Source organism: Neorhizobium sp. 2083 (assembly GCF_031455615.1).
GTDB lineage: Bacteria > Pseudomonadota > Alphaproteobacteria > Rhizobiales > Rhizobiaceae > Neorhizobium.
The window spans coordinates 153,953-178,631 of the sequence record NZ_JAVDTC010000004.1 but is presented as its reverse complement, the minus strand read 5'-3'; the positions used below and the strand labels follow the sequence as shown (position 1 = coordinate 178,631).

Annotated in this window: 19 protein-coding genes; 12 read left to right on the top strand and 7 right to left on the bottom strand. The window is 63.2% G+C overall.

What is annotated here, in order from left to right; all coding sequences use genetic code 11:
- Window positions 1-35 precede the first annotated feature (35 nt).
- From J2X76_RS17015 to J2X76_RS16990, 6 genes are read left to right on the top strand one after another with little or no spacing between them, the layout of a single operon-like run.
- A complete protein-coding gene (locus J2X76_RS17015) occupies window positions 36-1,646 on the top strand; it encodes an ABC transporter substrate-binding protein (protein ID WP_310218333.1) in 1,611 nt (536 codons plus the stop codon).
- Between the two features lie 40 nt (window positions 1,647-1,686).
- Window positions 1,687-2,676, top strand: a complete 990-nt coding sequence (locus tag J2X76_RS17010) for an ABC transporter permease (protein WP_310218332.1) — start codon at window positions 1,687-1,689, stop codon at window positions 2,674-2,676.
- Between the two features lie 10 nt (window positions 2,677-2,686).
- The gene (locus J2X76_RS17005; protein ID WP_113127145.1) at window positions 2,687-3,517 is read left to right on the top strand and encodes an ABC transporter permease; all 831 of its coding nucleotides are present in this window, start codon (window positions 2,687-2,689) and stop codon (window positions 3,515-3,517) included.
- On the top strand, window positions 3,514-4,296 hold the full coding sequence (locus J2X76_RS17000; RefSeq protein ID WP_310218330.1) for an ABC transporter ATP-binding protein: 783 nt from the start codon (window positions 3,514-3,516) through the stop codon (window positions 4,294-4,296). Before J2X76_RS17005 ends, J2X76_RS17000 begins: the two co-directional genes overlap by 4 nt.
- Window positions 4,290-5,090 (top strand): ATP-binding cassette domain-containing protein, encoded by an 801-nt coding sequence (locus J2X76_RS16995; protein WP_310218879.1) that lies wholly within the window; start codon window positions 4,290-4,292, stop codon window positions 5,088-5,090. Before J2X76_RS17000 ends, J2X76_RS16995 begins: the two co-directional genes overlap by 7 nt.
- The gene (locus J2X76_RS16990; protein ID WP_310218328.1) at window positions 5,080-6,171 is read left to right on the top strand and encodes an aminotransferase class V-fold PLP-dependent enzyme; all 1,092 of its coding nucleotides are present in this window, start codon (window positions 5,080-5,082) and stop codon (window positions 6,169-6,171) included. Before J2X76_RS16995 ends, J2X76_RS16990 begins: the two co-directional genes overlap by 11 nt.
- Here J2X76_RS16990 and J2X76_RS16985 read toward each other — a convergent pair whose 3' ends face one another.
- Window positions 6,172-7,728: a VOC family protein gene (locus tag J2X76_RS16985; RefSeq protein WP_310218326.1), complete on the bottom strand. Its 1,557-nt coding sequence runs from the start codon at window positions 7,726-7,728 to the stop codon at window positions 6,172-6,174.
- A 366-nt stretch (window positions 7,729-8,094) separates the two neighbouring features.
- Between J2X76_RS16985 and J2X76_RS16980 the strand changes: the two genes are divergently transcribed.
- Both J2X76_RS16980 and J2X76_RS16975 read left to right on the top strand, forming a co-directional pair.
- Window positions 8,095-9,948 carry an ABC transporter ATP-binding protein gene (locus tag J2X76_RS16980; RefSeq protein ID WP_310218324.1) on the top strand — a complete coding sequence of 618 codons (1,854 nt, stop codon included), beginning with the start codon at window positions 8,095-8,097 and terminating at the stop codon, window positions 9,946-9,948.
- A 10-nt stretch (window positions 9,949-9,958) separates the two neighbouring features.
- Window positions 9,959-11,857, top strand: coding sequence for an ABC transporter ATP-binding protein (locus J2X76_RS16975; RefSeq protein ID WP_310218322.1), 1,899 nt, complete (start codon window positions 9,959-9,961; stop codon window positions 11,855-11,857).
- 134 nt (window positions 11,858-11,991) lie between these two features.
- Here J2X76_RS16975 and mmsB read toward each other — a convergent pair whose 3' ends face one another.
- The 6 genes from mmsB to araD1 form a co-directional block, all read right to left on the bottom strand.
- Window positions 11,992-13,182: a multiple monosaccharide ABC transporter permease gene (mmsB, locus tag J2X76_RS16970; protein WP_113127150.1), complete on the bottom strand. Its 1,191-nt coding sequence runs from the start codon at window positions 13,180-13,182 to the stop codon at window positions 11,992-11,994.
- Window positions 13,182-14,741, bottom strand: coding sequence for a multiple monosaccharide ABC transporter ATP-binding protein (gene mmsA / locus J2X76_RS16965; RefSeq protein WP_113127151.1), 1,560 nt, complete (start codon window positions 14,739-14,741; stop codon window positions 13,182-13,184). The genes mmsB and mmsA overlap by 1 nt, the downstream gene beginning before the upstream one ends.
- Window positions 14,742-14,801: 60 nt before the next feature.
- Window positions 14,802-15,833, bottom strand: coding sequence for a multiple monosaccharide ABC transporter substrate-binding protein (gene chvE / locus J2X76_RS16960; RefSeq protein ID WP_310218877.1), 1,032 nt, complete (start codon window positions 15,831-15,833; stop codon window positions 14,802-14,804).
- Window positions 15,834-15,952: 119 nt separating this feature from the next.
- Complete coding sequence (locus tag J2X76_RS16955; RefSeq protein ID WP_310218318.1) at window positions 15,953-17,797, bottom strand: IlvD/Edd family dehydratase; 1,845 nt, start codon at window positions 17,795-17,797, stop codon at window positions 15,953-15,955.
- 2 nt (window positions 17,798-17,799) lie between these two features.
- Window positions 17,800-18,732 carry a Gfo/Idh/MocA family oxidoreductase gene (locus tag J2X76_RS16950; protein WP_310218316.1) on the bottom strand — a complete coding sequence of 311 codons (933 nt, stop codon included), beginning with the start codon at window positions 18,730-18,732 and terminating at the stop codon, window positions 17,800-17,802.
- A 3-nt stretch (window positions 18,733-18,735) separates the two neighbouring features.
- Window positions 18,736-19,728, bottom strand: a complete 993-nt coding sequence (araD1, locus tag J2X76_RS16945) for an AraD1 family protein (protein ID WP_310218876.1) — start codon at window positions 19,726-19,728, stop codon at window positions 18,736-18,738.
- A 330-nt stretch (window positions 19,729-20,058) separates the two neighbouring features.
- Here araD1 and ytfQ point away from each other — a divergent pair, with 330 nt between their 5' ends.
- The 4 genes from ytfQ (at window position 20,059) to yjfF (ending at window position 24,678) form a co-directional block, all read left to right on the top strand.
- Window positions 20,059-21,018 (top strand): galactofuranose ABC transporter, galactofuranose-binding protein YtfQ, encoded by a 960-nt coding sequence (ytfQ, locus tag J2X76_RS16940; protein WP_113284695.1) that lies wholly within the window; start codon window positions 20,059-20,061, stop codon window positions 21,016-21,018.
- A 110-nt stretch (window positions 21,019-21,128) separates the two neighbouring features.
- Window positions 21,129-22,649 carry a sugar ABC transporter ATP-binding protein gene (locus J2X76_RS16935; RefSeq protein WP_113127155.1) on the top strand — a complete coding sequence of 507 codons (1,521 nt, stop codon included), beginning with the start codon at window positions 21,129-21,131 and terminating at the stop codon, window positions 22,647-22,649.
- A complete protein-coding gene (locus tag J2X76_RS16930; protein WP_310218311.1) occupies window positions 22,649-23,695 on the top strand; it encodes an ABC transporter permease in 1,047 nt (348 codons plus the stop codon). The genes J2X76_RS16935 and J2X76_RS16930 overlap by 1 nt, the downstream gene beginning before the upstream one ends.
- On the top strand, window positions 23,692-24,678 hold the full coding sequence (gene yjfF / locus J2X76_RS16925) for a galactofuranose ABC transporter, permease protein YjfF (RefSeq protein WP_113284693.1): 987 nt from the start codon (window positions 23,692-23,694) through the stop codon (window positions 24,676-24,678). The genes J2X76_RS16930 and yjfF overlap by 4 nt, the downstream gene beginning before the upstream one ends.
- The last annotated feature ends 1 nt before the right edge of the window (window position 24,679 follow it).

Genomic DNA, 24,679 nt, shown 5'->3' with positions numbered 1-24,679 from the left:
AATATCTCCGAAAACGCTGAATGCAGGAGAGAGCCATGACGATCGCCAACCCATCCCGACGGACCCTTTTGCAGGCAGGCGGCCTGCTGCTGGCCTCGACGGCGCTGCCCACTTTCACGCTTGCTCAGGCGGCGCCCGCCGGTGGACGTCTGGTCGTCGCAGCCGATTCCGAGCCCAAGAACCTCAACCCCGCGATCGTCGCCTCGAACGGCGTCTTCTTCATTGCCAGCAAGGTGGTCGAGCCGCTTGCGGAAGCCTCCTTCGACGGCAAGGATGGCCTTGCACCGCGCCTTGCAACCTCCTGGGAAGGTTCGGCCGACGGCAAGTCGGTCACCTTCAAGCTGCGCGAAGGCGGGAAATGGCATGACGGCAAACCGTTCACGTCGGCCGACGTCGCCTATTCGGCGCTCGCCATCTGGAAGCCGCTGCAAAACCTCGGCCGCCTCGTCTTCGCCAATCTCGAAGCCGTCGAGACGCCGGACGCGACGACGGCCGTCTTCAAGTTCTCAAAACCCACGCCGCTGCAGCTCATCCGCAACGCCCTGCCGGTCGTCAGCAGCGTCGTGCCGAAACATCTTTACGAAGGCACGGATATCGCCACCAACCCCGCCAATGTGAAGCTGGTCGGCACCGGCCCTTTCAAGCTGACCGAATACAAGCCGGGCGAATATTACCGCCTGACCAGGAATGCCGATTACTGGGGCAAGGGCGAGCCGAAACTGGACGAGATCATTTTTCGCGTCCTGCCGGACCGGGCCGGCGCCGGTGCCGCACTGGAGGCGGAAGAGATCCAGCTCGCCGCCTTTTCCGCGGTGCCGCTCACCGATCTCGCCCGCATCTCCAAGGTGCCGGGCATCAAGGTGATCTCCAAGGGCTACGAAGCGCTGACCTACCAGCTCGTCGTCGAGATCAACCATCGCCGCAAGGAGCTCGCCGACGTCAAGGTGAGGCAGGCGATCGCCCATGCGATCGACAGGAAGTTCGTGGTCGACACGATCTTCCTCGGCTACGCCGCCGCCTCCACCGGTCCGGTGCCGAAAAACGCCCCGGAATTCTACGACGCCAGCGTACCCACCTACGCCTTCGACACCGCCAAGGCGAATGCCCTGCTCGACGAGGCCGGCTACAAGAAGGGCGCCAATGGCACCCGCTTCTCGCTGAAACTGCGCCCAGCGCCCTATTTCAACGAGACAAAGCAGTTCGGCGACTATCTGCGCCAGGCGCTTGCGGCCGTCGGCATCGATGCGCAGCTCGTCAATGCGGATGCCGCCGCCCACCAGAAGGCGGTCTACACGGATCATGATTTCGATCTCGCCATCGGCCCGCCGGTCTTCCGCGGCGACCCGGCGATCTCGACGACCATTCTCGTCCAGTCCGGCATTCCGGCCGGTGTGCCCTTCTCCAACCAGGGCGGCTACGAGAACAAGGAGCTCGACGGCATCATCGCCAAGGCGTCCGAAACGATCGACACGGCGGCCCGCACCGAGCTCTACAAGCAGTTCCAGAAGATCGTCGCCACCGACCTGCCGCTGATCAACATCGCCGAATGGGGTTTTATCACGGTGGCGCGCGACACGGTGCAGAACGTCTCCAACAATCCGCGCTGGGCGGTGTCGAACTGGTCGGATACGGCTCTGAAATCGTGATAATCTTCAGGGACTATCCGATTCAGAGGCGCTTTTCGGCGTGAACCGAGCCATTCGATTGATCAGACGTCGCGCGATCAGCAGCATTCCGGTGCTGCTGATCGTCGTTGTCCTGACCTTCCTCCTGCTCGAATCCGCCTCCGGCGATGCGGTCGACGCCTATCTCCTGTCGATCGGCGGCGGAGATGCGACGGTCGCCCAGTCGCTGCGTCAGGCTTACGGCCTCGACCAGTCGATGTTTGCCCGGCTGTGGCTGTATGTCTCGTCGCTGGCGAGGTTCGATCTCGGCTGGTCGGTCGCCTTCGGAAGGCCCGTCCTCGACCTCGTTCTGGAACGCCTTCCGAATACGTTGCTCCTGATGGGCAGCGCCACCGCGCTTTCCTTCGGGTTCGGTTCGGCGCTCGGCATCGTCGCCGGATCAAAGCCTGAAAGCGTAAGAGACAGAGTACTTTCGACCGGTTCCCTCATCCTCTACGCGATACCGAGCTTCTGGCTCGGCCTGGTGCTCAGCATCATCTTTGCGGTGCAGCTTCGCTGGCTGCCGACCTCCGGCATCGAGACCATCGCCTCGGGCAAAACGGGTCTTGCACGCGCCATGGATATAGCAAGGCATCTCGTCCTGCCGGTCGCCGCACTTGCGCTGATCTACATGGCGCTATTCCTGCGGGTGATGCGTTCGGGCATGGCGGAGGTTTGGACACTGGATTTCGTGCTGTTTGCCCGCTCCAAGGGCTTGTCCCGTTTCCGCGTCGTGCTGCGCCATGTGGCGCGCAACGCGCTTCTGCCGCTTGTCACCATGCTCGGCCTGCAATCGGCCGCCATGCTCGGCGGCAGCGTCGTCGTCGAAAGCATCTTTGCCATTCCCGGTTTCGGCCGGCTGGCGCAGGAGGCTGTCGGCGGCCGCGACGCGCCGCTGCTGATGGGCATCATCGTCGTCAGCGCCGTTCTGGTGATCTGCGTCAACCTGATCATCGACCTCGTTTACGCTGCCCTCGACCCGCGCGTCGGTGCCTCGGAGCGCGGCACATGAGAGGGCGCGCATGAGGCTCGTTCGGCATCTCGTCCGCACGCCCGAAGGGGCGATCGGGCTCGCCATCCTCGCGGCCCTGGTGCTCGTCGCGTTGTTCGCGCCGGTGCTGTCGCCGGGCGATCCGCTGCGCATCGCCGGCCGGGCGCTGCTGCCGCCCTTTGCCGACCCCGCCTTCCCGCTCGGAACCGACCGGCTCGGCCGCGACGTGCTGGCCGGCATCCTGCATGGAACCCGCACATCGCTGGCCGTCGGCCTTGCGGCGGCGCTTGCGGCAATCGCCATCGGCCTCTGCGTCGGCCTGACGGCCGGTTTTGCCGGCGGGCTGGTCGACGAGGGGCTGATGCGTGTCGTCGATGCCTTCCAGATTGTCCCGAGCTTCCTTCTGGCGCTCGCCTTCGTCAGCGTCATCGGCGCTTCCGTGCCGGTCGTGGTGCTGGCGATCGCGCTCGGCGCCTGGGCCGATCCGGCGCGCCTGACGCGGGCGCAGGTGCTTTCGATCCGCGAGCGGGATTACGTCGCCTCGGCGAGGGTGATCGGCATGCACCCCGCCGAGATCGCGTTGCGCGAAATCCTGCCCAACGCCCTGCCGCCGGTTCTGGCGCTATCGGCCATCATCGTCGCGGCGGCGATCCTCACCGAAGCAGCCCTTTCCTTCCTCGGCCTTGGCGATCCGAATGTCGTCACCTGGGGATCGATGATCGCCGAGGGCCGCAACATCCTGCGCTCCTCGCCGTCGCTGTCGATTTTTCCGGGCATAGCGCTGGTCGTGACCGTCGTCGGTGTCTACCTGTTCAGCGAAGGCCTGACCAAGGCGCTTGCCGGGCGGAGGCTGGAGCCGTGAACCGACTTTGCGAGATCCGCGACCTATCGGTCACCTATCGCGGCCAGGCGGTGCCGGCGCTGGACCGGATAGAGCTCGATATCGTCACCGGCGAGCGGCTGGCGATCATCGGCGAAAGCGGATCGGGAAAAAGCACGCTGGCCCGCGGCATCGCCGGACTTTTGCCGCCCGGTACCAAGCTTTCGGGCGAGATGCGCTGGTCCTCCGGGCAAGCGCCCGCTCCCGGCCGCGACCTCGGTTTCGTTTTCCAGGATCCATCCGCGAGCCTCAACCCTGTCCTCACGGTCGGCGAACAGGTGGCAGAGGGCGCTCGCCGGCATCTCGGCCTCTCGTGGAAAGAGGCTCATGCGCACGCGTTAAAAATGCTGGAGCGCGTGCATATTCCTCAGCCGGACAAGGCGATGAACGCCTTTCCGCATCAGCTTTCCGGCGGCCAGCGGCAGCGCGTTGCCATCGCGGCGGCGCTTGCCGCACAACCCGGCATCCTGATCGCCGACGAGGCGACCAGCGCGCTCGACATGGTCGTGCAGGCGCAGATCGTTTCGCTGCTCGACGAACTGGTCCGCGAAGCCGGCATGACCCTCATCTTCATCACCCACGACATCGCGCTCGCTTCGGGCTTTGCGGACCGGGTGGCGATCTTCAAGGATGGCAGGCTTGTCGAAACCGGCCCGACCGGCGCTGTCCTTGCGTCGCCCACGGAGGCATATACGAAAACGCTGATCGCCAGCCATCGCGATCTCACGACGCCTCCGCTCATCCGGGAGGCCGGATTGTGACCCTGCTCGCGATAAGAAACCTCTCGAAGCGTTTTTCATCGGGCGGTCGCCGGGTCGCGGCCGTGGATGACGTTTCGCTGACGCTCAAGCCGGGCGAGACGCTTGGGCTTGTCGGCGCCTCGGGAAGCGGAAAATCCACCCTCGCCCGCATCCTGATGCGGCTGTTGCCGGCCGATGCCGGTTCGATCCGTTTCGAGGACGAGGACTGGCTGGCCCTTTCCGGCGCCGACCTGCGGCGCCGCCGGGCGAGGATGCAGATGGTGTTTCAGGACGTGCTCGGCGCTTTCAATCCGCGCGCCACGGTCGCTTCGGTGCTCGACGATCCGCTTCGCATCCACGCCATCGTGCCGAAGGCAGAGCGTCCCAAGGAAATCGCGGCACTCCTCGATCGCGTCGGCCTGCCCGCCAGCTATGCGGACCGGTCGATCCGCGAGGTTTCCGGTGGCCAGCGGCAGCGCATCGCAATTGCCCGCGCCATCGCCACAAAACCGTCGCTGATCGTGCTCGACGAGGCGGTGTCGGCTCTGGACGTCTCGATCCGCGGCAAGATACTCGAACTGCTGGTCGAGCTGCAGGAAGAGCGTGGCATCAGCTATCTGTTCGTCTCGCACGATCTTGCCGTCCTGCGCGCCGTCTCGCACCGGATTGCCGTCATGGATGCCGGACGGCTCACCGAGACCGGGCCGATGCGGCAGGTGATCGAAAACCCGCAATCGCCTGCGGCAATGGCCTTGATCCATGCCGTACCGCGCCTCGTCACCGAACCGACGGAAGGACCATGCCGTGACGTTTGACCGCTGGAACCCGCTGAACGATGTGCCGCCCTTCCCGACCGCGCGTTATGCCACGCTCGCCGACCGGATCGGCAAGATCCTGAAGACCCGCAACGACGTGCTGCTGATCCAGGCGGAGGCTGTCGTCGCGCTGGAGGCGGCGGCACTCAGCCTCGCCCGTCCCGGCCTGAAGGCAATCAACATCGTGACCAGCATCTATGGCGGATGGTTCGGCGCCTGGCTCCGGCGCGGCGGCGCCGAGGTAATCGATCTCGCAGCGGAACCAGCCCGCCCGATCGCGCTCGAAGCGGTCGAGGCGGCGCTCGATGCACATCCGGATATCGAGGTCCTGGCGCTCGTCCACGCGGAATCGGCAAGCGGCATCCGCAATCCGCTGGAGGAGATCGTCGCGCTGGCCCGGTCGCGCGGCATCGTCACCGTGGTGGACGCGGTCGCTTCGGTCGGCGGCCATGCACTGAACATCGATGAACTCGGCATCGACATCGCAATCATCGGACCGCAGAAGGCACTTGCCGGACCGGCCGGGCTTTCGGCGCTCACGGTCAGCCCCGCGGCCTGGAGGCTGATTTCGGCAAACGGCGGCCCAAGGGATTCGATCCTGTCGCTTCTCGACCAGAAGATCTGGCTTGAAACCGGTCGCGGCGCGCTCTCCGGCACCACCGCGCCACTCGAATTTTTCGCGCTCGAATCAGCCCTCGATCGAGTCGAGGCGGAAGGCGTGGATGCGATCGTCGCCCGGCATGTCCGCGCCGCCCGCGCGACCCGTGCAGCGCTCGCTGCCATGGGTGGCGAACCCTGGATCGGCGCCCTGCACGGCTCGAACCTGGTCACGACCGCCAGACTTCCAGCCGGAGCCGATCCGGCCGCGCTGCTTTCCGTCGCGCCTCAGGGCATCGAGCTTTCCGCCGGCGTCGGGCCTGGCGCCGAGCGGCTGATCCGGCTGAACCATACCGGCCAGCGTGCCCGCTTCGATATCGTGCTCGGCAATCTGACGGCCTATGGCATGGCGCTCCGAAGACGGGGGTTCAAAGCGGACATATCTGCCGCCGTCGATGCGATCGCGCTGCATTACGGCGATTGATCAGAAACCTCTTTCGATCAGCCAGTCATGGGCGATCATCTCGTCCTCGGCGCCGATGCCGTGATTGGTGTCGAGCGTTCTGGCGGTGAGTTCCGCGCCTGCGGTGCGAAGCCGTTCTTCGATTTCCTCAGCCAGCACCCCGTAAAAATCGTCGGTCGCGCTGAGCGACAGGACCCGGGTGCCGGAAAGATCGACGGCGGGCCGGGCTTCCAGGCAGTTCATCGACCGCAGCAGAACCGCTTTGCGGATCACGCCCGGATGAAGCTGCATCACCGCGCCGATCATGTTGCCGCCGTTGGACCAGCCGGCAAAGGCCGTCCGCGCCGGATCGATGCCATAGGCGGGGGCGAGATCCTCCACGAAGGCGACGAAGGCCTCCGCTTCGGACGCGATTTCCTTCTGGTCGAAGGTCGTCTCCGTGAAGCGGCGGAAATACCGTGGATGCCCCTCGTCCAATGAGCGCCCGCGCACCCCGATCAGCATCGAATTGGGCGCAGCCTTGCGTCCGAAAGGCAACATGGTGGTTTCGTTGCCGCCGGTGCCGTGCAGCAGAACCAGCGTCGACCCGTCCCAGCTCTCCGGCATGTGGATGCGGTGCACGAAAGGCAGGTCGCGATAGGTGATGCGCTCTTCGCCCGGAAGGCCGAACTGTGGCAGCATGACCCGCAGGACATCATGGTCCTCCTTGAAATGCGCCGGAATGAACAGTTCTGACCCGAGCGTTTCAAGCGGCTCGTCGGCCGTGAAACCGGGCCCGTCTGTCGCAAGCTCGATCAGCGTGCCTGACGGTTCGCGGACATAAAGCGAGTAGAAATAGTGGCGGTCGTGCATGTTCATCTCGCCGGCGTCTTCCGCCAGAAATCCCGCATGCACGGCCTCGACCTGGGGCCGGTCAACGGCGCGAAGGGCGATGTGGTCGATCGTGCCGGTGCCGGGCGCCGCGGTCCAGAAACCGCCCGCATCGCGGACGTCGATAAAATCCTGCGCATCCGACACCAGCCGCTGGATACCGCCTTCCTTCGGCCCGGGCCTGAGCCCCATGTGGCGTGTCAGGAATTGCGCCGTCTGCTCCGGCTTTTCGGAAAGGATCGTCGCACCGTGGAGCTTTCGGATGGCATCTGCCTCCGCGATACCGCCACCGCTCCACCAGACCCAGGGCGTCGTCTCCTCGACGCCGACGAGCTTGACGATGATGCCGTCCGGGTCGGTCAGCCGCAGCACCGTTTCGCCGAATTCCTGGGCGGGGCCGGCAAGCTTGACGTTGAACTGCAGCGCCCGCGTCAGCCAGAAACCGATGGCCTCCGGCGCAATCGCAAAGCTGATCTCGCTCGGCGCGCCGTGCCCGACGCGCCCGAGCGAGCCGTCTTCCCAGGCAAGGAAAGTGACCAGCGAGCCCGGCGTCGCCGCCCCGTCTCCGTAGAACAGGTGAAGCTGGCGGGCATCCTCGAAACCGGCGGTCCGCTTGACGAGTCTGAGGCCGAGAAAACCCGCGTAGAAATCGACATTCGCCTGGATCTTCCGGGTGATGGCGGTGATGTGATGCAGGCCACTTGTCATGCGAATGTCGAACCTTTTTATACTGAACATGGCGCAACGATATCAGCCCGGACTTCACCTAGCGATATGCGAGGCTGAAAAGAACCCGTGGAAACCTCCCGATGGTGTTTCAAAAAGATCGGCCGGCGAGCTTTTCACTCCCTTGTCCGCACCGCTCAGGCATTGGAATACCGAAAGCTCCCATGCTCAAAATTCAGGCGCCACACAGATCAAAAAATCACCACCGGGCTTCCGGTTTTCGGCCCAATTCGATTGACTGATCAGCGTCAGTATGCAGGCTAGATCCCGGTCCGAATCTTCATCTCATATTGGCCGTCTTCCCGGATAATTTTATCCGGCCCTGTGATTCATTTTTGGAATAGATCCGTGAGCAGCGATGCAACAGTTCGCGTCGCGAAGCCGTCGGCTTCGTTGGCGCTGGTGAATGCGGCAGGTTGGGGCAAGGGCTTCTCTATACTGACCCGCATCACCGTCATGGCCTTCCGTCATCCGTGGCAATCGAGCTTCGCGATCGGCGCGACCCTGATCGCCTCCGCGTTCCAGCTGATGATCCCGCGGCTGCTTGGGCAAGCGGTCGATCACACCCAGGTGGCGCTGACCGGCGGCGATGCCGGCCAGGCGGCGCAGGACGCGCTGCTGACGACCGCCCTGCTCTTGCTCGGCGCCAGCGTCCTGCGCGGCATCTTCACCCTGTTCCAGAACTATTACAGCGAAGCCGTCGGCCATCATATGGGCTATCGCCTCAGGCTCGCCTGTTACGAGAAGATCCAGCGGCTTTCCTTCAGCTTCCATGACAGCATGCATTCGGGCGACCTGATCACGGTCGGGCTTCTCGATCTCGAAGGCGTGCGCATGTATTTTTCGACGGCACTGGTGCGCATGGTCCTCCTGACCGTGCTGATCGGCTTCGGCGCCTATCTGCTGCTCTCGACCGACATGGTGCTCGGCCTGCTGGCCTTGAGCTTCGTGCCCTTCGTCGGCTGGCGGTCGTCGGTGACTCAGCTTCGGCTGCGCGCCACCTGGCTCGACCTGCAGGAACGGCTCTCGGTTCTCACCCGCGTCATGGAGGAAAACCTCGGCGGTATCCGCGTCGTGCGCGCCTTCGCCGCCCAGGACCACGAGCTCGACAAGTTCGAGACGGCATCGAAGAGCGCAGTCACGCTGGCCCACCAGCGCGTCGGCATCCGGGTCGCCAATACCAGCGCCATGACGCTCTCCTTCTTCGCCGCCATGGGCCTCGTTCTCTGGGTCGGCGGAAACAAGGTGATGGCGGGCGAGATGACCGTCGGCACGCTCACCTCTTTCCTCACCTTCATGACCATCCTACAGATGCCAGTGCGCCAGCTTGGCCTGATGGTCAACGCCTTCGCTCGCGCCTCCACCTGCGGCGCACGCCTGTTCGAACTGCTCGACCTCGATATCGCCATCAAGGACGAGAAGGGCGCCAAGGAACTGAAGGTCACGGACGGCACGCTGCGGTTCGAGAATGTCGATTTCGCTTATCCGAATGCCGAGAAACACCAGGTCCTGACCGGTGTATCCTTCGAGGCGAAGCGCGGCGAGACGATCGGCATCGTCGGCCCGCCCGGCAGCGGCAAGTCCACCATGGCCCACCTCATCCCGCGTTTCTACGATGTGACGGGCGGCAGGATCACCATCGACGGTCAGGATATCCGCCGCGCGACGCTGCAATCGCTGCGCCGGTCGGTCGCCGTGGTCCAGCAGGACAGTTTCCTGTTCACGACGACCATCGAGAACAACATCGCCTATGGCGACCCCTGGGCGAAAGAGGGCCGCATCGAGCGGGCCAGCGAGAGCGCCCAGCTCCATAACTACGTGCTCGGCCTGCCGACCGGTTACGGCACCATCGTCGGCGAACGCGGCGTATCGCTCTCCGGCGGCCAGCGGCAGCGGCTGTCGATCGCCCGCGCGCTGATGCTGCGCCCCGCCGTGATGGTGTTCGACGATTCGACGGCAGCGATCGACGCCGGCACCGAGCAGCGCATCCGCAGTGCCATGCGCAGATACGCTGCCGACCGGGTGACGATCATCGTCGCCCACCGGCTGAGCTCGCTGATGCATGCGGACCGCATCCTGTTCATGGAAGAGGGCCGCATCGTCGAAAGTGGAACGCATGACGAGCTGCTTGCGCTGGGCGGCCGCTACAAGGCGCTTTACGATCTGCAGGTACGTCCGGGCGACGACGCGCTCAGCGCCTGAGGGAGGATTTATGGCCGAGGAACTGGAAACCGAACGCTCCGACGTTCGCGAAGACGGCAGGCGCCCGCCCCGCGCGGTGGTCGGGTCGCATCGCATCGAAGAGGAAATCTTCGGCAAGGTCTTCGACAAGAATATCGTCAAGCGCATCTGGGCCTTCGTGCGTCCCTATCGCACCAAGATCTATTGGGCGGTGCTGGCCGTGCTCTGTTTCACGGCGATGCAGCTCCTCATTCCGCTGATCATCCGTTATGCGATCGACCACGGCATGCAGCCCGGCAGCGACAACCAATCCGTGCTGATGTGGTCGATGGCCGCCTTCCTGGTCGCAATCCTCATCAATTTCGCCGCCAGCTATGCCCAGGAAACCCTAGTCGGCGGCGTCGCCGAGGACGTGCTCTTCGATATCCGCAAGGCGATGTTCACCCATCTGCAGCGCGTCTCGCTCTCCTGGATGGACAAGACGGAGGTCGGGCGGCTGATGTCGCGCCTGCAGGGCGACGTCAATTCCATGCAGGAATTCCTGGAAACCTCGGTTCTGTCGGTCGGCGATATCACGCTTTTGTTCGGCATCGTTTTCGTCATGCTGACGCTCGACTTCAAGCTCGGCCTGCTGACGCTCTGCGCGCTCCCCGTCCTCTTCGTCGTGCGCCTCTTCTGGCTGCCGCGCGCGCGAAAATCCTTCATGGCCGCGCATGAGACCAATTCGATCGCCAACGGTGCGCTTGCCGAAGCCATCCACGGCGTGCGCGCCGTCCAGAGCATGGACCGCCAGAGCGTCAACTTCATGCTCTATGACGACAAGGCCCGCGCCAATCTCAACACCCATCTGAACGCGGCCAAATACGCCCAGGTCATGGTGCCGATCGTCGATTCGCTCACCGGCCTTGCGATGGCGCTGGTGGTCGTGGTCGGCGGCGCCCGCGTGCTCAACCAGGCGCTCGACGTCGGCGTCATGGTCGCTTTCCTGTTCTACATCCAGCGCTTCTTCGACCCGATCCGGTCGTTAACGCTGCAATATTCGGTGATGCAGCGCGCCATGGCGTCGGGCCAGCGCCTGACCGAAGTGCTGGACGTGCCGGTCGACATCAAGGATGCGCCGAATGCGAAAATCCTGTCGGCGGAGATGGATGGCTCGGTCGAGTTCAAGGACGTGGTCTTCGGCTACAATCCCAAGCACCCGGTCCTGAAGCATGTGAGCTTCAAGGTGAACCCGGGAGAAACGGTGGCGCTGGTCGGCCCGACGGGCTCCGGCAAGTCGAGCTGCATGTCGCTGATCCACCGCTTCTACGACGCGCAGCAGGGCCAGGTCCTGGTCGGCGGTCACGACGTGCGCGACCTGACGCAGGAATCGCTCGGCCGGCAGATCGCCATGGTGCTGCAGGAGCCGTTCCTGTTCACCGGCACGGTGTTCGAGAACATCCGCTACCACAAGACGGATGCGACCCGCGAACAGGTGGTCGAGGCCGCCAAGGCGGTCGGCGCCCATGATTTCATCATGCGCATGCCGGACGGTTACGAGAGCATTCTCGGCCAACGCGGCGGCAATCTCTCGCTCGGCCAGCGCCAGCTCCTGAGCTTTGCCCGGGCGCTGGTGGCCGACGCGAAAATCCTGGTGCTCGACGAGGCGACCGCCAATATCGACAGCTATACCGAAATGCTGATCCAGAAGGCGCTGGTAAAGCTGCTCGAAGGCCGCACCGGCCTCGTCATCGCCCATCGCCTCGCCACCATCCGCGAGGCCGACCGCATCATCGTGCTTCAGAACGGCGAGCTGATCGAAAGCGGCAATCACCGCGAGCTGATGAGGAATGAAAAGCTCTATTCGAAGCTCTACAACCTCAACTACTCGTCCTTCGACGACATCCCGGAAGATGTCATCGAAGAGGCCGTGACCGAATCTGCGACGTGAGGCCGGTTTTCGACCCGCCCGCTCCTTCGCCCTGAAGGCGACGCAGTCACCAGCCAGAAACAAAAAAGCCCGGAGGCGTCTGACGCATCCGGGCTTTCGAGTTTCTTGGGCAATCCTGAAGGGAAAACGGCGCCTCAGCGCCGCTGGTTGTAGACGTCGACGCAGACGGCGCCGAGCAGGACCAGGCCCTTGATGACCTGCTGGTAATCGATGCCGATGCCGAGGATCGACATGCCGTTGTTCATCACGCCCATCAGGAACGCCCCGATGACCGCGCCCGTCACCTTGCCGACGCCGCCATAGGCGGAGGCGCCGCCGATGAAGCAGGCCGCGATGACGTCGAGCTCGAACCCGGTGCCGGCCTTCGGCGTGGCGCTGTTGAGACGTGCCGCGACGACAAGCCCGCCGAGAGCGGCAAGCACTCCCATGTTGACGAAGGTGAAGAACACCAGCCGGGTCGTCTTGATGCCGGAAAGCTCGGCTGCGCGGGCGTTGCCGCCGACCGCATAGATCTGCCTGCCGATGATCGTGCGGGTGGTCAGGAAGCTATAGGCGGCGATCAGCACCGCCATGATGATCAGCACGTTCGGCATGCCGCGATGCGACGAGATCAGGAAGGCGATGTAGCCGACGCCGGCGAGGATCAGCAGGTTCTTGGCAACGAAGAAGCCGAACGGCTCGGTCTCGACGCCATGCGAAACGCGCCGCTTGCGGCTTGCGAAATTCTGCACGATGAGGATGACCGCCAGCACCAGCCCGAGCAGGAACGAGGTGATGTAGAGGCCGCCGGCTGACGAGATCAGCTCGACGACATAACCCGACGAAAGCTTCTGGAAGATCGTCGGGAAAGGCCCGATCGCCTGGCTGCCGAGGATGGCGATCATCAGACCGCGGAAGACCAGCATGCCCGCCAGCGTGACGATGAAGGACGGTATCTTGAAATAGGCGACGAAATAGCCCTGAATCGCCCCGATCAGGCCGCCGACGGCAAGGCTGATAAGGATGACGACAGCGAAATTGATACCCCACTGGACCATCAGCAACCCGGCAAAACCGCCGATGAAGCCCGCAACCGACCCAACCGACAGGTCGATATGGCCGGTGACGATCACCATCAGCATGCCGAGCGCCATGATGACGATATAGGAGTTCTGCAGCACGATGTTGGTGACGTTGAGCGGCTTCAGGAGAACGCCGTCGGTGGCGATCTGGAAGAAGATGACGATCACGACCAGCGAGATCAGCATGCCGAAATCGCGCAGATTGTCCTTCAGAAAACCGCCCACGCTCTGAGGCGCCGATATCGTTTCCTGCGGAGTACTCATTATTCTCTCCCTTTGCGCCGCATGATGGCGCGCATGATATTTTCCTGCGTGGCTTCCTCGCCGGCCACTTCGCCGACAAACGCACCTTCGTGCATGACCACGATACGGTCGCAAATGCCGATCAGCTCGGGCATTTCCGACGAGATCACGATCACCGCCTTGCCGGCATCGGCGAGTTCGTTGATGATCGTGTAAATTTCGTATTTCGCACCGACATCGATACCGCGCGTCGGCTCATCGAGAATGAGCACGTCAGGACCGGTGAACAGCCATTTCGACAATACCACTTTCTGCTGGTTGCCGCCCGAAAGCTTGCCGGTTTCCTGGTAGACGTTGTGGCTTCGGATGCGCATCCGGCTGCGGAATTCCTGCGCCACCTTCATCTCGGCGATGTCATCGATGACACCGCGAGAGGAAACGCCGCCGAGATGGGCGAGCGAAACGTTCTTGCGGATATCTTCCGGCAGGATGAGGCCGAGCTGTTTGCGGTCTTCCGTCACATAGGCAAGGCCGGCCTTGATCGCCTTGTGGACATCGGAAAGGTCGAGTTCCTTGCCGTGCAGCCTGGCGGTGCCGGTGACGTGGCGTCCCCAGGACCGGCCGAACAGGCTCATGGCGAATTCGGTGCGCCCGGCGCCCATCAATCCGGAAATACCGACGATCTCGCCGGCCCGCACCTTGAGCGAGACGTTCTTGACGACCTGCCGGTCGGAATGCATCGGATGGTAGGCGGACCAGTTCTCGACCTCGAAGATCACGTCGCCGATCTTCGGATCGCGCTTCGGATAGCGGCTATCGAGATCGCGATCGACCATGCGGCGCACGATCTCGTCCTCGTCGACCGGGCCGGCGTGGCAATCCATGGTGCCGACGGTACGGCCATCGCGCAAAACAGTAATGCGATCGGCGATTTCGGTGATCTCGTTCAGCTTGTGGCTGATCATGATGGAGGTAATGCCGTGGCGGCGGAATTCCTTGAGGAGTTCCAGAAGCGCGGCGCTGTCCGTCTCGTTAAGCGAAGCCGTCGGCTCGTCGAGGATCAGCAGCCGCACGTCTTTTGACAGCGCCTTGGCGATTTCGACCAGCTGCTGCTTGCCGACGCCGATATTGGTGATCAGCGTGTCCGGTTGTTCGGTCAGCCCCACCTTTGCAAGCAAGGCCTGGGTGCGCCTATGCCGCTCGCTCCGGTCGATCACCCCGCGATGTGCCGGCGGATTGGTCAGGAAGATGTTTTCCGCGATCGACATCAGCGGAATGAGCGCCAGTTCCTGGTGAATGATGATGATGCCGAGCTTTTCGGAATCGTTGATGTCGCGAAAATGGCGTTCTTCACCCGCAAACAGGATCGACCCCTCGTAGGAGCCGTGCGGATAAACGCCGGAAAGGACCTTCATCAGCGTCGATTTGCCAGCGCCGTTTTCGCCGACAAGCGCGTGAATCTCGCCTTCCTGAACGGCGAAGCTGACATCAGAAAGCGCCTTCACGGCGCCAAAGCTTTTCGAAATCCCCCGCATCTCGAGAATGGGTGGCTTTTCGACAAGCGGAACGGGATCGAGCATGATCACTCCGAAACAAAAAAGGGTCCGCGCGGCAGAATACCACCGCGCGGATTAAAAGGCTTACTTAACCTGCGATTCCTTGTAGTAACCGCCGTCGACCAGAACCTGCTTCCAGTTGGACTTGTCGACCACGACCGGCTTCAGGAGGTAGGACGGAACGACCTTCTTGCCGTTGTCGTAGGTCTTGGTGTCGTTGACGGTTGGTTCCTTGCCGCTCATCGCAGCATCGACCATGTCGACGGTCACCTTGGCGAGGTCACGGGTGTCCTTGAAGATCGTCGAATACTGCTCTCCGGCGATGATCGACTTGACGGACGGGACTTCTGCGTCCTGGCCGGTGACGATCGGCATCGGCATGTCGCCGGAGCCGTAGCCAACGCCCTTCACGGAGGAGAGGATGCCGATCGAGAGACCGTCATAGGGCGAAAGCACGCCGTTCAGCTTCTTGCCGGAATAGGTGGAGGACAGGATCGCGTCCATGCGGGCCTGGGCCGTTGCCGGATCCCAGCGGAGCGTCGCGACCTTGTCCATGCCGACCTGACCGCTGCCGACAACCAGAACCTTCTTGTCGATCAGCGGCTGCAGAACGCTCATCGCACCGTTGTAGAAGAAGAAGGCGTTGTTGTCGTCCGGCGAACCGCCGAAGAGCTCGATGTTGAACGGGCCCTTTTCGGTGTCGGCCTTGAGGCCCTTCACCAGCGAGGTCGCCTGCTGCACGCCGACCTGGAAGTTGTCGAAGGTGGCGTAGTAGTCGACGTTAGGCGTGTCGCGGATCAGGCGGTCATAGGCGATAACCTTGATGCCCTGGTCGTGCGCCTGCTTCAGCACGTCGGAAAGCGTCGTGCCGTCGATCGAGGCGATGACCAGAACCTTGGCGCCCTTGGTGATCATGTTTTCGATCTGCGCGAGCTGGTTCGGGATATCGTCTTCGGCGTACTGAAGATCGGTCTTGTAGCCGCGTTCCTTCAGAACCTTGACCATGTTGTCGCCATCGGCGATCCAGCGCGCCGAAGACTTGGTCGGCATGGCGACGCCGACGAGGCCCTTTTCCTGGGCCCCGGCCGGAGCCGCGATGGCCAGACCAGCCAGCATGGCTGCGGTCGCGAGATATTTGAACATTCGCATGGATTACTCCTCCTTTGGAGCGGCTCCCTTCGAGCCGCCAATCTTGTCTGGGGCGGCCTCCCGCCGCCCTGGGGACCGAAAACCGGTCAGTGGTTGTCGCGGGGAATGCCGTTGGTCTGGGCAATCCGCTGGTATTTGACGGCCGGCTCCAGCACCGCGCCGGTTTCCAGCTGGCCGACATAGTGGCGCTGGATTTCCTGCCACGGCGTCTGGTGCTCCGGATAATGATACCCGCCGTCGGCCTCCAGGGCCTTGCGGCGCTCCGCCATCTCCTCGTCGGAGATCAGGATGTCCGCCGTGCCGCGACCGACGTCGATGCGCACGCGGTCGCCGGTCCGCAGAATGGCCAGGCCACCGCCGGCCGCCGCTTCCGGCGAGGCATTGAGGATCGACGGGCTGCCGGACGTTCCCGACTGGCGGCCGTCGCCGATGCAGGCGAGCGACGAGATGCCCTGTTTCAGCAGATAGTCCGGCGCGCGCATATTGACGACCTCGGCAGCCCCCGGATAACCGATCGGGCCGGCGCCGCGCATGAACAGGATCGTATGCGCGTCGATCTCGAGCGACGGATCGTCGATCCGGTGATGATAATCCTCCGGCCCGTCGAACACGACCGCCCTGCCCTCGAAGGCCTCCGGATCGTTCGGATTGGAAAGATAACGCTGGCGGAATTCCGGCGAGATGACGCTGGTCTTCATGATCGCCGACGAGAACAGATTGCCGCGCAATACGCGGAAACCGGCAGCCGGCTTCAGAGGCTCGTCATAACGGCGGATGACCTTTTCGTCCTCGATGATCGCGCCGCCGCAATTTTCGCCGATCGTCTTGCCGTTGACCGTCATGGCGTCCTCATGGATGAGGCCCTGGGTCATCAGCTGGTTGACGACGGCCGGAACACCGCCGGCATGATAATAGTCCTCACCGAGATATTCGCCGGCCGGCTGCAGGTTGACGAGCAGCGGCACTTCCTCGCCGTAAGCCTGCCAGTCGTCGACCGTCAGTTCGACGCCGATATGCCGGGCGAGCGCGTTCAGATGGATCGGCGCATTGGTCGAGCCGCCGATCGCCGAATTGACGCGGATGGCGTTGACGAAAGCTTCCTTGGTCAGGATGTCGGAGGGCTTCAGGTCTTCCCTGACCATCTCGACGATGCGAAGGCCGGTCAAATAGGAGACCTCCTGCCGGTCGCGATAGGGAGCCGGGATGGCTGCCGAACCGGGAAGCTGCATGCCGAGCGCTTCGGCGAGCGAGTTCATGGTCGTCGCCGTGCCCATCGTGTTGCAATAGCCGGTGGAGGGCGCGGAAGAGGCGACGAGCTTCACGAAGCCCGCATAGTCGATCTCGCCCTTTGCGAGCAGTTCGCGGGCCTTCCAGACGATCGTGCCGGAACCGGTGCGCTCGCCGCGGAACCAGCCATTCAGCATCGGGCCGACCGAGAGAGCGATCGACGGGATGTTGACGGTGGCTGCGGCCATGAGACAGGCCGGCGTGGTCTTGTCGCAGCCGATCGTCAGCACGACGCCGTCGAGCGGGTAGCCGTAAAGCACTTCGACGAGGCCGAGATAGGCGAGGTTACGGTCGAGGCCGGCAGTCGGGCGCTTGCCCGTCTCCTGAATGGGGTGAACCGGGAATTCGATCGCAATGCCGCCCGCCTCGCGGATGCCCTCGCGCAGGCGATGCGCCAGTTCGAGATGATGACGGTTGCACGGCGAAAGGTCCGAACCCGTCTGGGCGATGCCGATGATCGGTCGGTCGGACTGCAGTTCAGCCTGGCTGAGACCGAAATTCATGTAACGCTCGAGATAAAGCGCCGTCATGTCGACGTTCGAAGGATTGTCGAACCATGCACGCGAACGAAGCTTTCGGACCTCCTGGCGACGATTGTCGGTTTCGGCGATCTCGTTCGAGGTTACGTTTTCGGAATTGGTCATCATCAGTCCTCAAATTCATCTGTTTGAATGCGCCGGCCCAGCATAAAGGCATCGGCGACATGCACCAGCGGCGAGAAATCGGTATCGCTGCGACCCTCGGTCACAAGCGTCACGAAATCACGATAGAGATTGCGGTATTCCCGGTCTTCCTCGACGATCACGCTTTCGCCATCGACGAAAAGGCGGCTGCCGCCATGGGTCAGGACGATCGGGCCCTCGTCGGTCTCGACCCGGATATCCCAGGTCTGCGGGCCGGTCTGGCGCCAGTCGAACTCGGCTGAGACAGGAATGCCGCCATCCGTTTCGAACGAAAGGCTCGCGGCAATCGGCGCCGCCCGGTTGGCCGGGAAGGTCAGTTCCGAACGGGTCAGATGAAAACTCTCGGGCATGATGCGGGTGACGATCGACAGCGCATTGATGCCGGGGTCGAAGACGCCGAGCCCGCCCGGCTCCCAGATCCAGGCCTGGCCCGGATGCCAATGACGGACATCTTCCTTCCACTCGACCGCTACGCTGCGGATCTTCCGCTTTGCGAGCAGCCCCCGCGCCGGCTCGACGGCAGCCGCCGCCCGCGAATGCCAGGTCGAAAACAGCGAAACGCCCTTCGCCTTGGCGAGCTTTTCCAGTGCATAGACTTCCGAAAGCGTCGCACCCGGCGGCTTTTCGAGCATCACATGCTTGCCCGCATCGAGCGCGGCCTTCGCCTGCTCGAAGCGCCCCACCGGCGGCGTACAGAGAGAGACCGCATCGAACTTGACGTCGGAGGCGAGCAGATCGCCGATCTCATGAAAACAGGCGATCTGATCGAGCTTGGCGTGGCGGCTGGCGACAGCGACGAGTTCGATGCCGTCGGTCGCTTCGATCGCGCCGAGATGCTGGTCTCTGGCGATCTTTCCAAGCCCGACGATGGCGACACGAATGGGAGCCATGGACATTTCTCAGAGCTTCTTGATCGTCACGGGCTCAGCCGCCGCGACGGCGAGCCGGTTGACGAGCGGCAGTTTGAAGGGAGCGGCTGAAATCTCGAACACGTCGCCCGCTTCCGTCTTTATGTCATCAGAGAACGACAGCGTCGCCGTACCGAAGAAATGCACGTGCAGATCGCCCGGCTGGCGGAAGACGTCGTACTTGAAATTATGATGTTCTAGGTTGGCGATGGTGTGCGACATGTTCGCTTCGCCGGACAGGAAAGGCTTTTCGAAGATCACCTTGTCGCCACGCCGCACGCGCGAAGTGCCTTCCACATGCTGCGGCAGGTCGCCGACGATAAGTTCGGCGCCGAGTGCCGCCTGGCGCAGCTTCGAATGGGCGAGCCAGAGATAGTTGCCCTTCTCGGTCACATGATCGGAAAACTCGTTGGCGAGACAGAAGCCGACGCGGAACGGCGTGCCGTCCGGTCCGATCAGATAGATCGCCGCCAGTTCCGGCTCTTCGCCGCCATCGAGCGCGAAGGCAGGCGAAACGAGATCGCTGCCGGTGGCGCGAAGCTGCGAGCCATTGCCTTTATAGAACCATTCCGGCTGCACGCCGACTTCGCCGGGTTTCGGCTTGCCGCCTTCGACACCCATAAGGAACATGCGCATGGAATCGGTCGGCTTTTCGGCAGCCTGCGCCGCCTTGTGCATCTTGTCGCGACCGTCGGCCGAGCCGAGATGGGTCAATCCCGTGCCGGCGACGACGAAATGCGCCGGATCCGGGTGCGCGATCGGCAGGGCAAGACGCCCCTCGGCCGCGGCCTTTTCGAGGTCGATGCTGTCGCCGAGGCCGGCGGCATCGATCCGCTCAGCCAGGGTCTGGCCGGCGGCAATGGCCTGCATGGCGAGATCATAGGTGGACGAAACGCCCTTGACCGCACGGGCGGCACCTTCGCCATCCCATGCCACAACAATCGACGCACCAGCGCCATCCACGACCTGAAGAACCCGCAACATCGATTTCGTCACCCAAATGCTTCCAATACCGACACGGCGTCTCCTGTCGCCATGCCACTCCCCCCATCAGAACCGTTTGGTCCGATGCAGTCATTAATACGACTATTGGATTGGCATCGGCCTTGTCAAGGATAAGAAAACACTCTTTTGGCAATCCGCAGGTTTCTAAAAAACTACCTTTATCACAAGGATTCAATCGATTGTTTGGCGTGCAGACGGGCGAGAGGCACATTTCTCGCAACTTCTTTGAAATTAGCGCTTGAAAAAGTAATATTATATGCCATTCCTTTCAGCCGTCAGTTCGCTTTCTCATCTCTGGGAGGATTTAAGATGAAAAGAGCTCTCGCGGCAGCTGCAGCCGCCCTTACCCTGTCCCTGGCATCCGGTGTTTCAGCCGCATCCCTGACCGTCGGCTTCTCGCAGATCGGTTCGGAATCCGGCTGGCGTGCCGCCGAAACCACGGTCACCAAGCAGGAAGCCGAAAAGCGCGGCGTCACCCTGAAATTCGCCGACGCACAGCAGAAGCAGGAAAACCAGATCAAGGCGATCCGCGGCTTCATCGCCCAGAAGGTCGACGCGATCTTCATCGCACCGGTCGTCGCCACCGGCTGGGATGCGGTTCTCAAGGAAGCCAAGGAAGAAAAGATCCCGGTCATCCTGCTCGACCGCGACATCGAATCGCCGAAGGACCTCTACCTGACGGCCGTCACCTCCGACCAGGTGTTCGAAGGCAAGGTTGCCGGCGACTGGCTGGTCAAGGAAATCGGCTCCAAGAACTGCAAGGTCATGGAACTTCAGGGCACCACGGGCTCCTCGCCTGCCATCAACCGCAAGAAGGGCTTTGAACAGGCGATCGCCGGACACTCCAACATCAAGATCGCCCGCTCGCAGACCGGTGACTTCACCCGCACCAAGGGCAAGGAAGTCATGGAAAGCTTCATCAAGGCTGAAGGCGGCGGCAAGGATATCTGCGCTGTCTACGCCCATAACGACGACATGGCGGTCGGCGCCATCCAGGCGATCAAGGAAGCCGGCCTGAAGCCCGGCACCGACATCAAGATCGTCTCGATCGACGCCGTGCCGGATATCTTCCAGGCCATGGCCAAGGGCGAAGCCAATGCGACGGTTGAGTTGACGCCGAACATGGCCGGCCCTGCCTTCGAAGCCCTCAACGCCTACCTGAAGGACAAGAAGGCCCCGCCGAAGTGGATCCAGACCGAATCCAAGCTCTATACAGCCAAGGATGACCCGATGAAGGTCTACGAAGCCAAGAAGGGCCTCGGTTACTGATCTCCCGCCGCCCGGCTCCGCCTCCTTTCTCTTCAGGGCCGGGCGCCTCCAGCAACCGGAGCGGTGCACCTTCGCCGCTCCGGTTCTTCGATAGATGCGGGACTTTAGGCATGTCTGACAAGAATTCACTTCTGGAAGCCCGGGGCATCGGCAAGGCCTTCCTCGGCATCACGGCGCTCGACGGAGTAGACCTCACGCTCGAACGCGGCGAAATCCATGCATTGCTCGGCGAAAACGGCGCCGGAAAATCGACGCTGATCAAGATCCTGACCGGGGTCTACAGCCGCGATCACGGCACCATGCGCCTCGAAGGCGCGGAGGTCACTCCCTCCAGCGTCGCGGAGGCTCAAGGGCTCGGCATCGGCACCGTCTACCAGGAGGTCAATCTCCTCGAAAACCTGACAGTCGCGGAAAACCTCTTCCTCGGCCGCCAGCCACGCCGGTTCGGCCTGATCGACCGCGGCGAAATGCGCCGACGCTCGAAAACGCTGCTCGAACGCTACGGCCTCGACATCGATGTCGACGCCCTGCTCTCGTCCTATTCCGTCGCCGTCCGCCAGATCGTCGCCATCGCGCGCGCCGTCGATCTTTCCGGCAAGGTTCTTGTGCTCGACGAACCGACCGCCAGCCTCGACGCCCACGAGGTGGAGATGCTGTTTGCGGTGTTGCGGCGCCTGCGCGAGGAAGGCCTCGGCATCATCATCATCACCCATTTTCTCAATCAGGTTTATGCGGTCGCCGACCGCGTCACGGTTCTGCGCAATGGTCGCCTCGTCGGCACCCGCAAGCTTGCGGAACTGCCGCGGCTCGAGCTGATCTCGATGATGCTCGGCCGTGAGCTGCAGCACATCACCCGCGAACATCAGGCGCAGGAAGAGACCGTCATCTCCGCCGCCGAGGCGCCGATCCGCTTTTCGGGCTACGGCAAGCGCGGCAGCGTCGCGCCGTTCGATCTGGATATCCGCCCCGGCGAGGTCGTCGGCGTCGCGGGCCTGCTTGGCTCCGGCCGCACCGAGACGGCCTTCCTGCTGTTCGGCATCGACCGCGCCGACAGCGGCACCGCGACCGTCGACAATCGAGAGGTCGCCCTCTCCTCCCCGGAGGCGGCGATCGCCAGCGGCTTCGGTTTCTGCCCGGAAGAACGCAAGACGGACGGCATTATCGGCGACTTTTCCGTCGCCGATAATATCGCGCTTGCGGTCCAGGCCCGCCAGGGCTGGGCAAAACCGATCTCGTCGCGGGAAAAGGCAGCGCTCGCCGAAAACTTCATCAAGTCGCTGGATATCCGCCCGGCCGATGCCGACAGGCAGATGAAATTCCTCTCCGGCGGCAACCAGCAGAAGGCGATCCTCGCCCGCTGGCTGGCGACCGAACCCCGCCTGCTGATATTGGACGAACCGACCCGCGGCATCGATATCGGCGCGCATGCGGAAATCCTCAAAATGATCGAAAAACTCTGCGCCGACGGCATGTCGCTGGTCGTCATTTCCTCCGAACTGGAGGAGCTGACCGCCATCGCCCACCGCGTCATCGTGCTGTCCGACCGCAAGCATATCGCCGAACTCAAGGGCGATCAGGTGACCGCCGACAATATCATGCAGGCCATCGCCACCCGCACGGAGGCCGCGTGATGAACCGCCTCACCCGCCGGCTGAAACGGCTGGCCCCCCAGATCATCGCGCTTGCGGTCATCATCGCCCTAATCACCGCGGTCGCCCCGGGCTTCCTCAACGTCTCATTCCAGAACGGCCGCCTCTACGGCAGCCTGATCGACATCCTCGTGCGCGCCGCCCCGGTCGCATTGCTGACGATCGGCATGACGCTGGTGATTGCCACCCGCGGCATCGACCTCTCGATCGGCGCGGTGATTGCCATCTGCGGTGCCGTTGCCGCAACGCTGATCAGCAAGGACTACCCGCTGCCTGTCGTGATCGTGATCTCACTCGGCGTCGGCCTCGTCTGCGGGCTCTGGAACGGCGTGCTGGTCGCCCTCCTCGACATCCAGCCGATCATCGCCACCCTGATCCTGATGGTGGCTGGCCGCGGCATCGCCCAGCTGATCACAGAGGGCGTCATCCTCACCTTCAACAATGACAGCTTCGCGGCACTCGGATCCGGCTCCCTGGCCGGCATCCCGATCCCCATCCTCATCTGGGTCTGCGCCGCGCTGATCATCGGCGTGCTGGTGCGCCGCTCGGCGCTCGGTTTCCTGATCGAGGCGACCGGCATCAACCGCCGCGCCGCGACGCTTGCCGGCGTGCGCGCCCGCTTCCTGCTGTTCTTCGTCTATGCGATCTCCGGCATCTGCGCGGCGATCGCCGGGCTGATCGTCACCGCAGATATCCGCGGCGCCGATGCCAACAATGCAGGCCTGTGGCTTGAGCTCGACGCCATCCTCGCCGTCGTCATCGGCGGCACCTCGCTGAATGGCGGGCGTTTCTCGATCACCGCATCGCTGATCGGCGCGCTGATCATCCAGTCGATCAATACCGGCATCCTGGTGTCCGGCTTCCCTCCGGAATTCAACCTGATCATCAAGGCCGGCATCATCATGATCGTTCTGACCCTGCAGTCGCCGGCGATCATGGCGCTGCTCGGCTTCGTCAAGGCTCCGCGGCACAAGGCAGACCCCGTATCGCGCGACACATCCCGTAAGGCGGAGGGCACGGTCCGATGATCCATACCCGCAACCTGCCCTTCGTCACCACGCTCGGCATCTTCGTCATCGCCTATGCGCTTTGCGTGCTGCAGTTCCCGAACATGCTGTCGACCCGGGTGATCGGCAATCTCCTGACCGACAACGCCTTTCTCGGCATCGCCGCGGTCGGCATGACCTTCGTCATCCTGTCGGGCGGCATCGATCTGTCGATCGGCTCGGTGATCGCCTTCACCAGCGTCTTCGTCGCGGTCCTCGTCGGCTCGCTCGGCGTCCATCCGCTCGTCGCCTTCGCGGCCGTGCTGGTCATTTCGACCCTGTTCGGCAGCCTGATGGGTGCGATGATCCGTTATCTCGGCATACCGCCCTTCGTCGTCACGCTCGCCGGCATGTTCCTGGCCCGAGGCGCCGCCTATCTGATCTCGACCGAATCCGTGCCGATCTCGCACGAGATGATCGACGCGATCCAAGGCTTCTATTTCCGCTTCCCGGGCGGCGGCAGGCTGACGGCGCTTGCCATGCTCATGCTGCTGGTCTTCATCGTCGGAGCCTTCATCGCCGCCCGCACACGCTTCGGCGCCAATGTCTATGCGATCGGCGGCAGCCAGCAGTCGGCAGAGCTGATGGGCGTTCCGGTGGGCTCCACGACGGTCGGCATCTACGCGCTCTCCGGCTTCCTCTCCGGCCTCGCCGGCATCGCCTATACGCTCTATACCTCCTCCGGCTATTCGCTGGCGACGGTCGGCGTCGAGCTCGATGCGATCGCGGCCGTTGTCATCGGCGGCACGCTGCTCACCGGCGGTGTCGGGCTGGTGGCCGGGACCTTCATCGGGATCCTGATCCAGGGGCTGATCCAGACCTACATCGTCTTCGACGGCACGCTGTCGTCCTGGTGGACGAAAATCGTCATCGGCATCCTGCTGTTCGTCTTCATTGTATTGCAGCGCGGAATCATCTGGTATTCAAACCGGCGACTTGCCGAGGGACGGCTGAAGGAGATCTGAG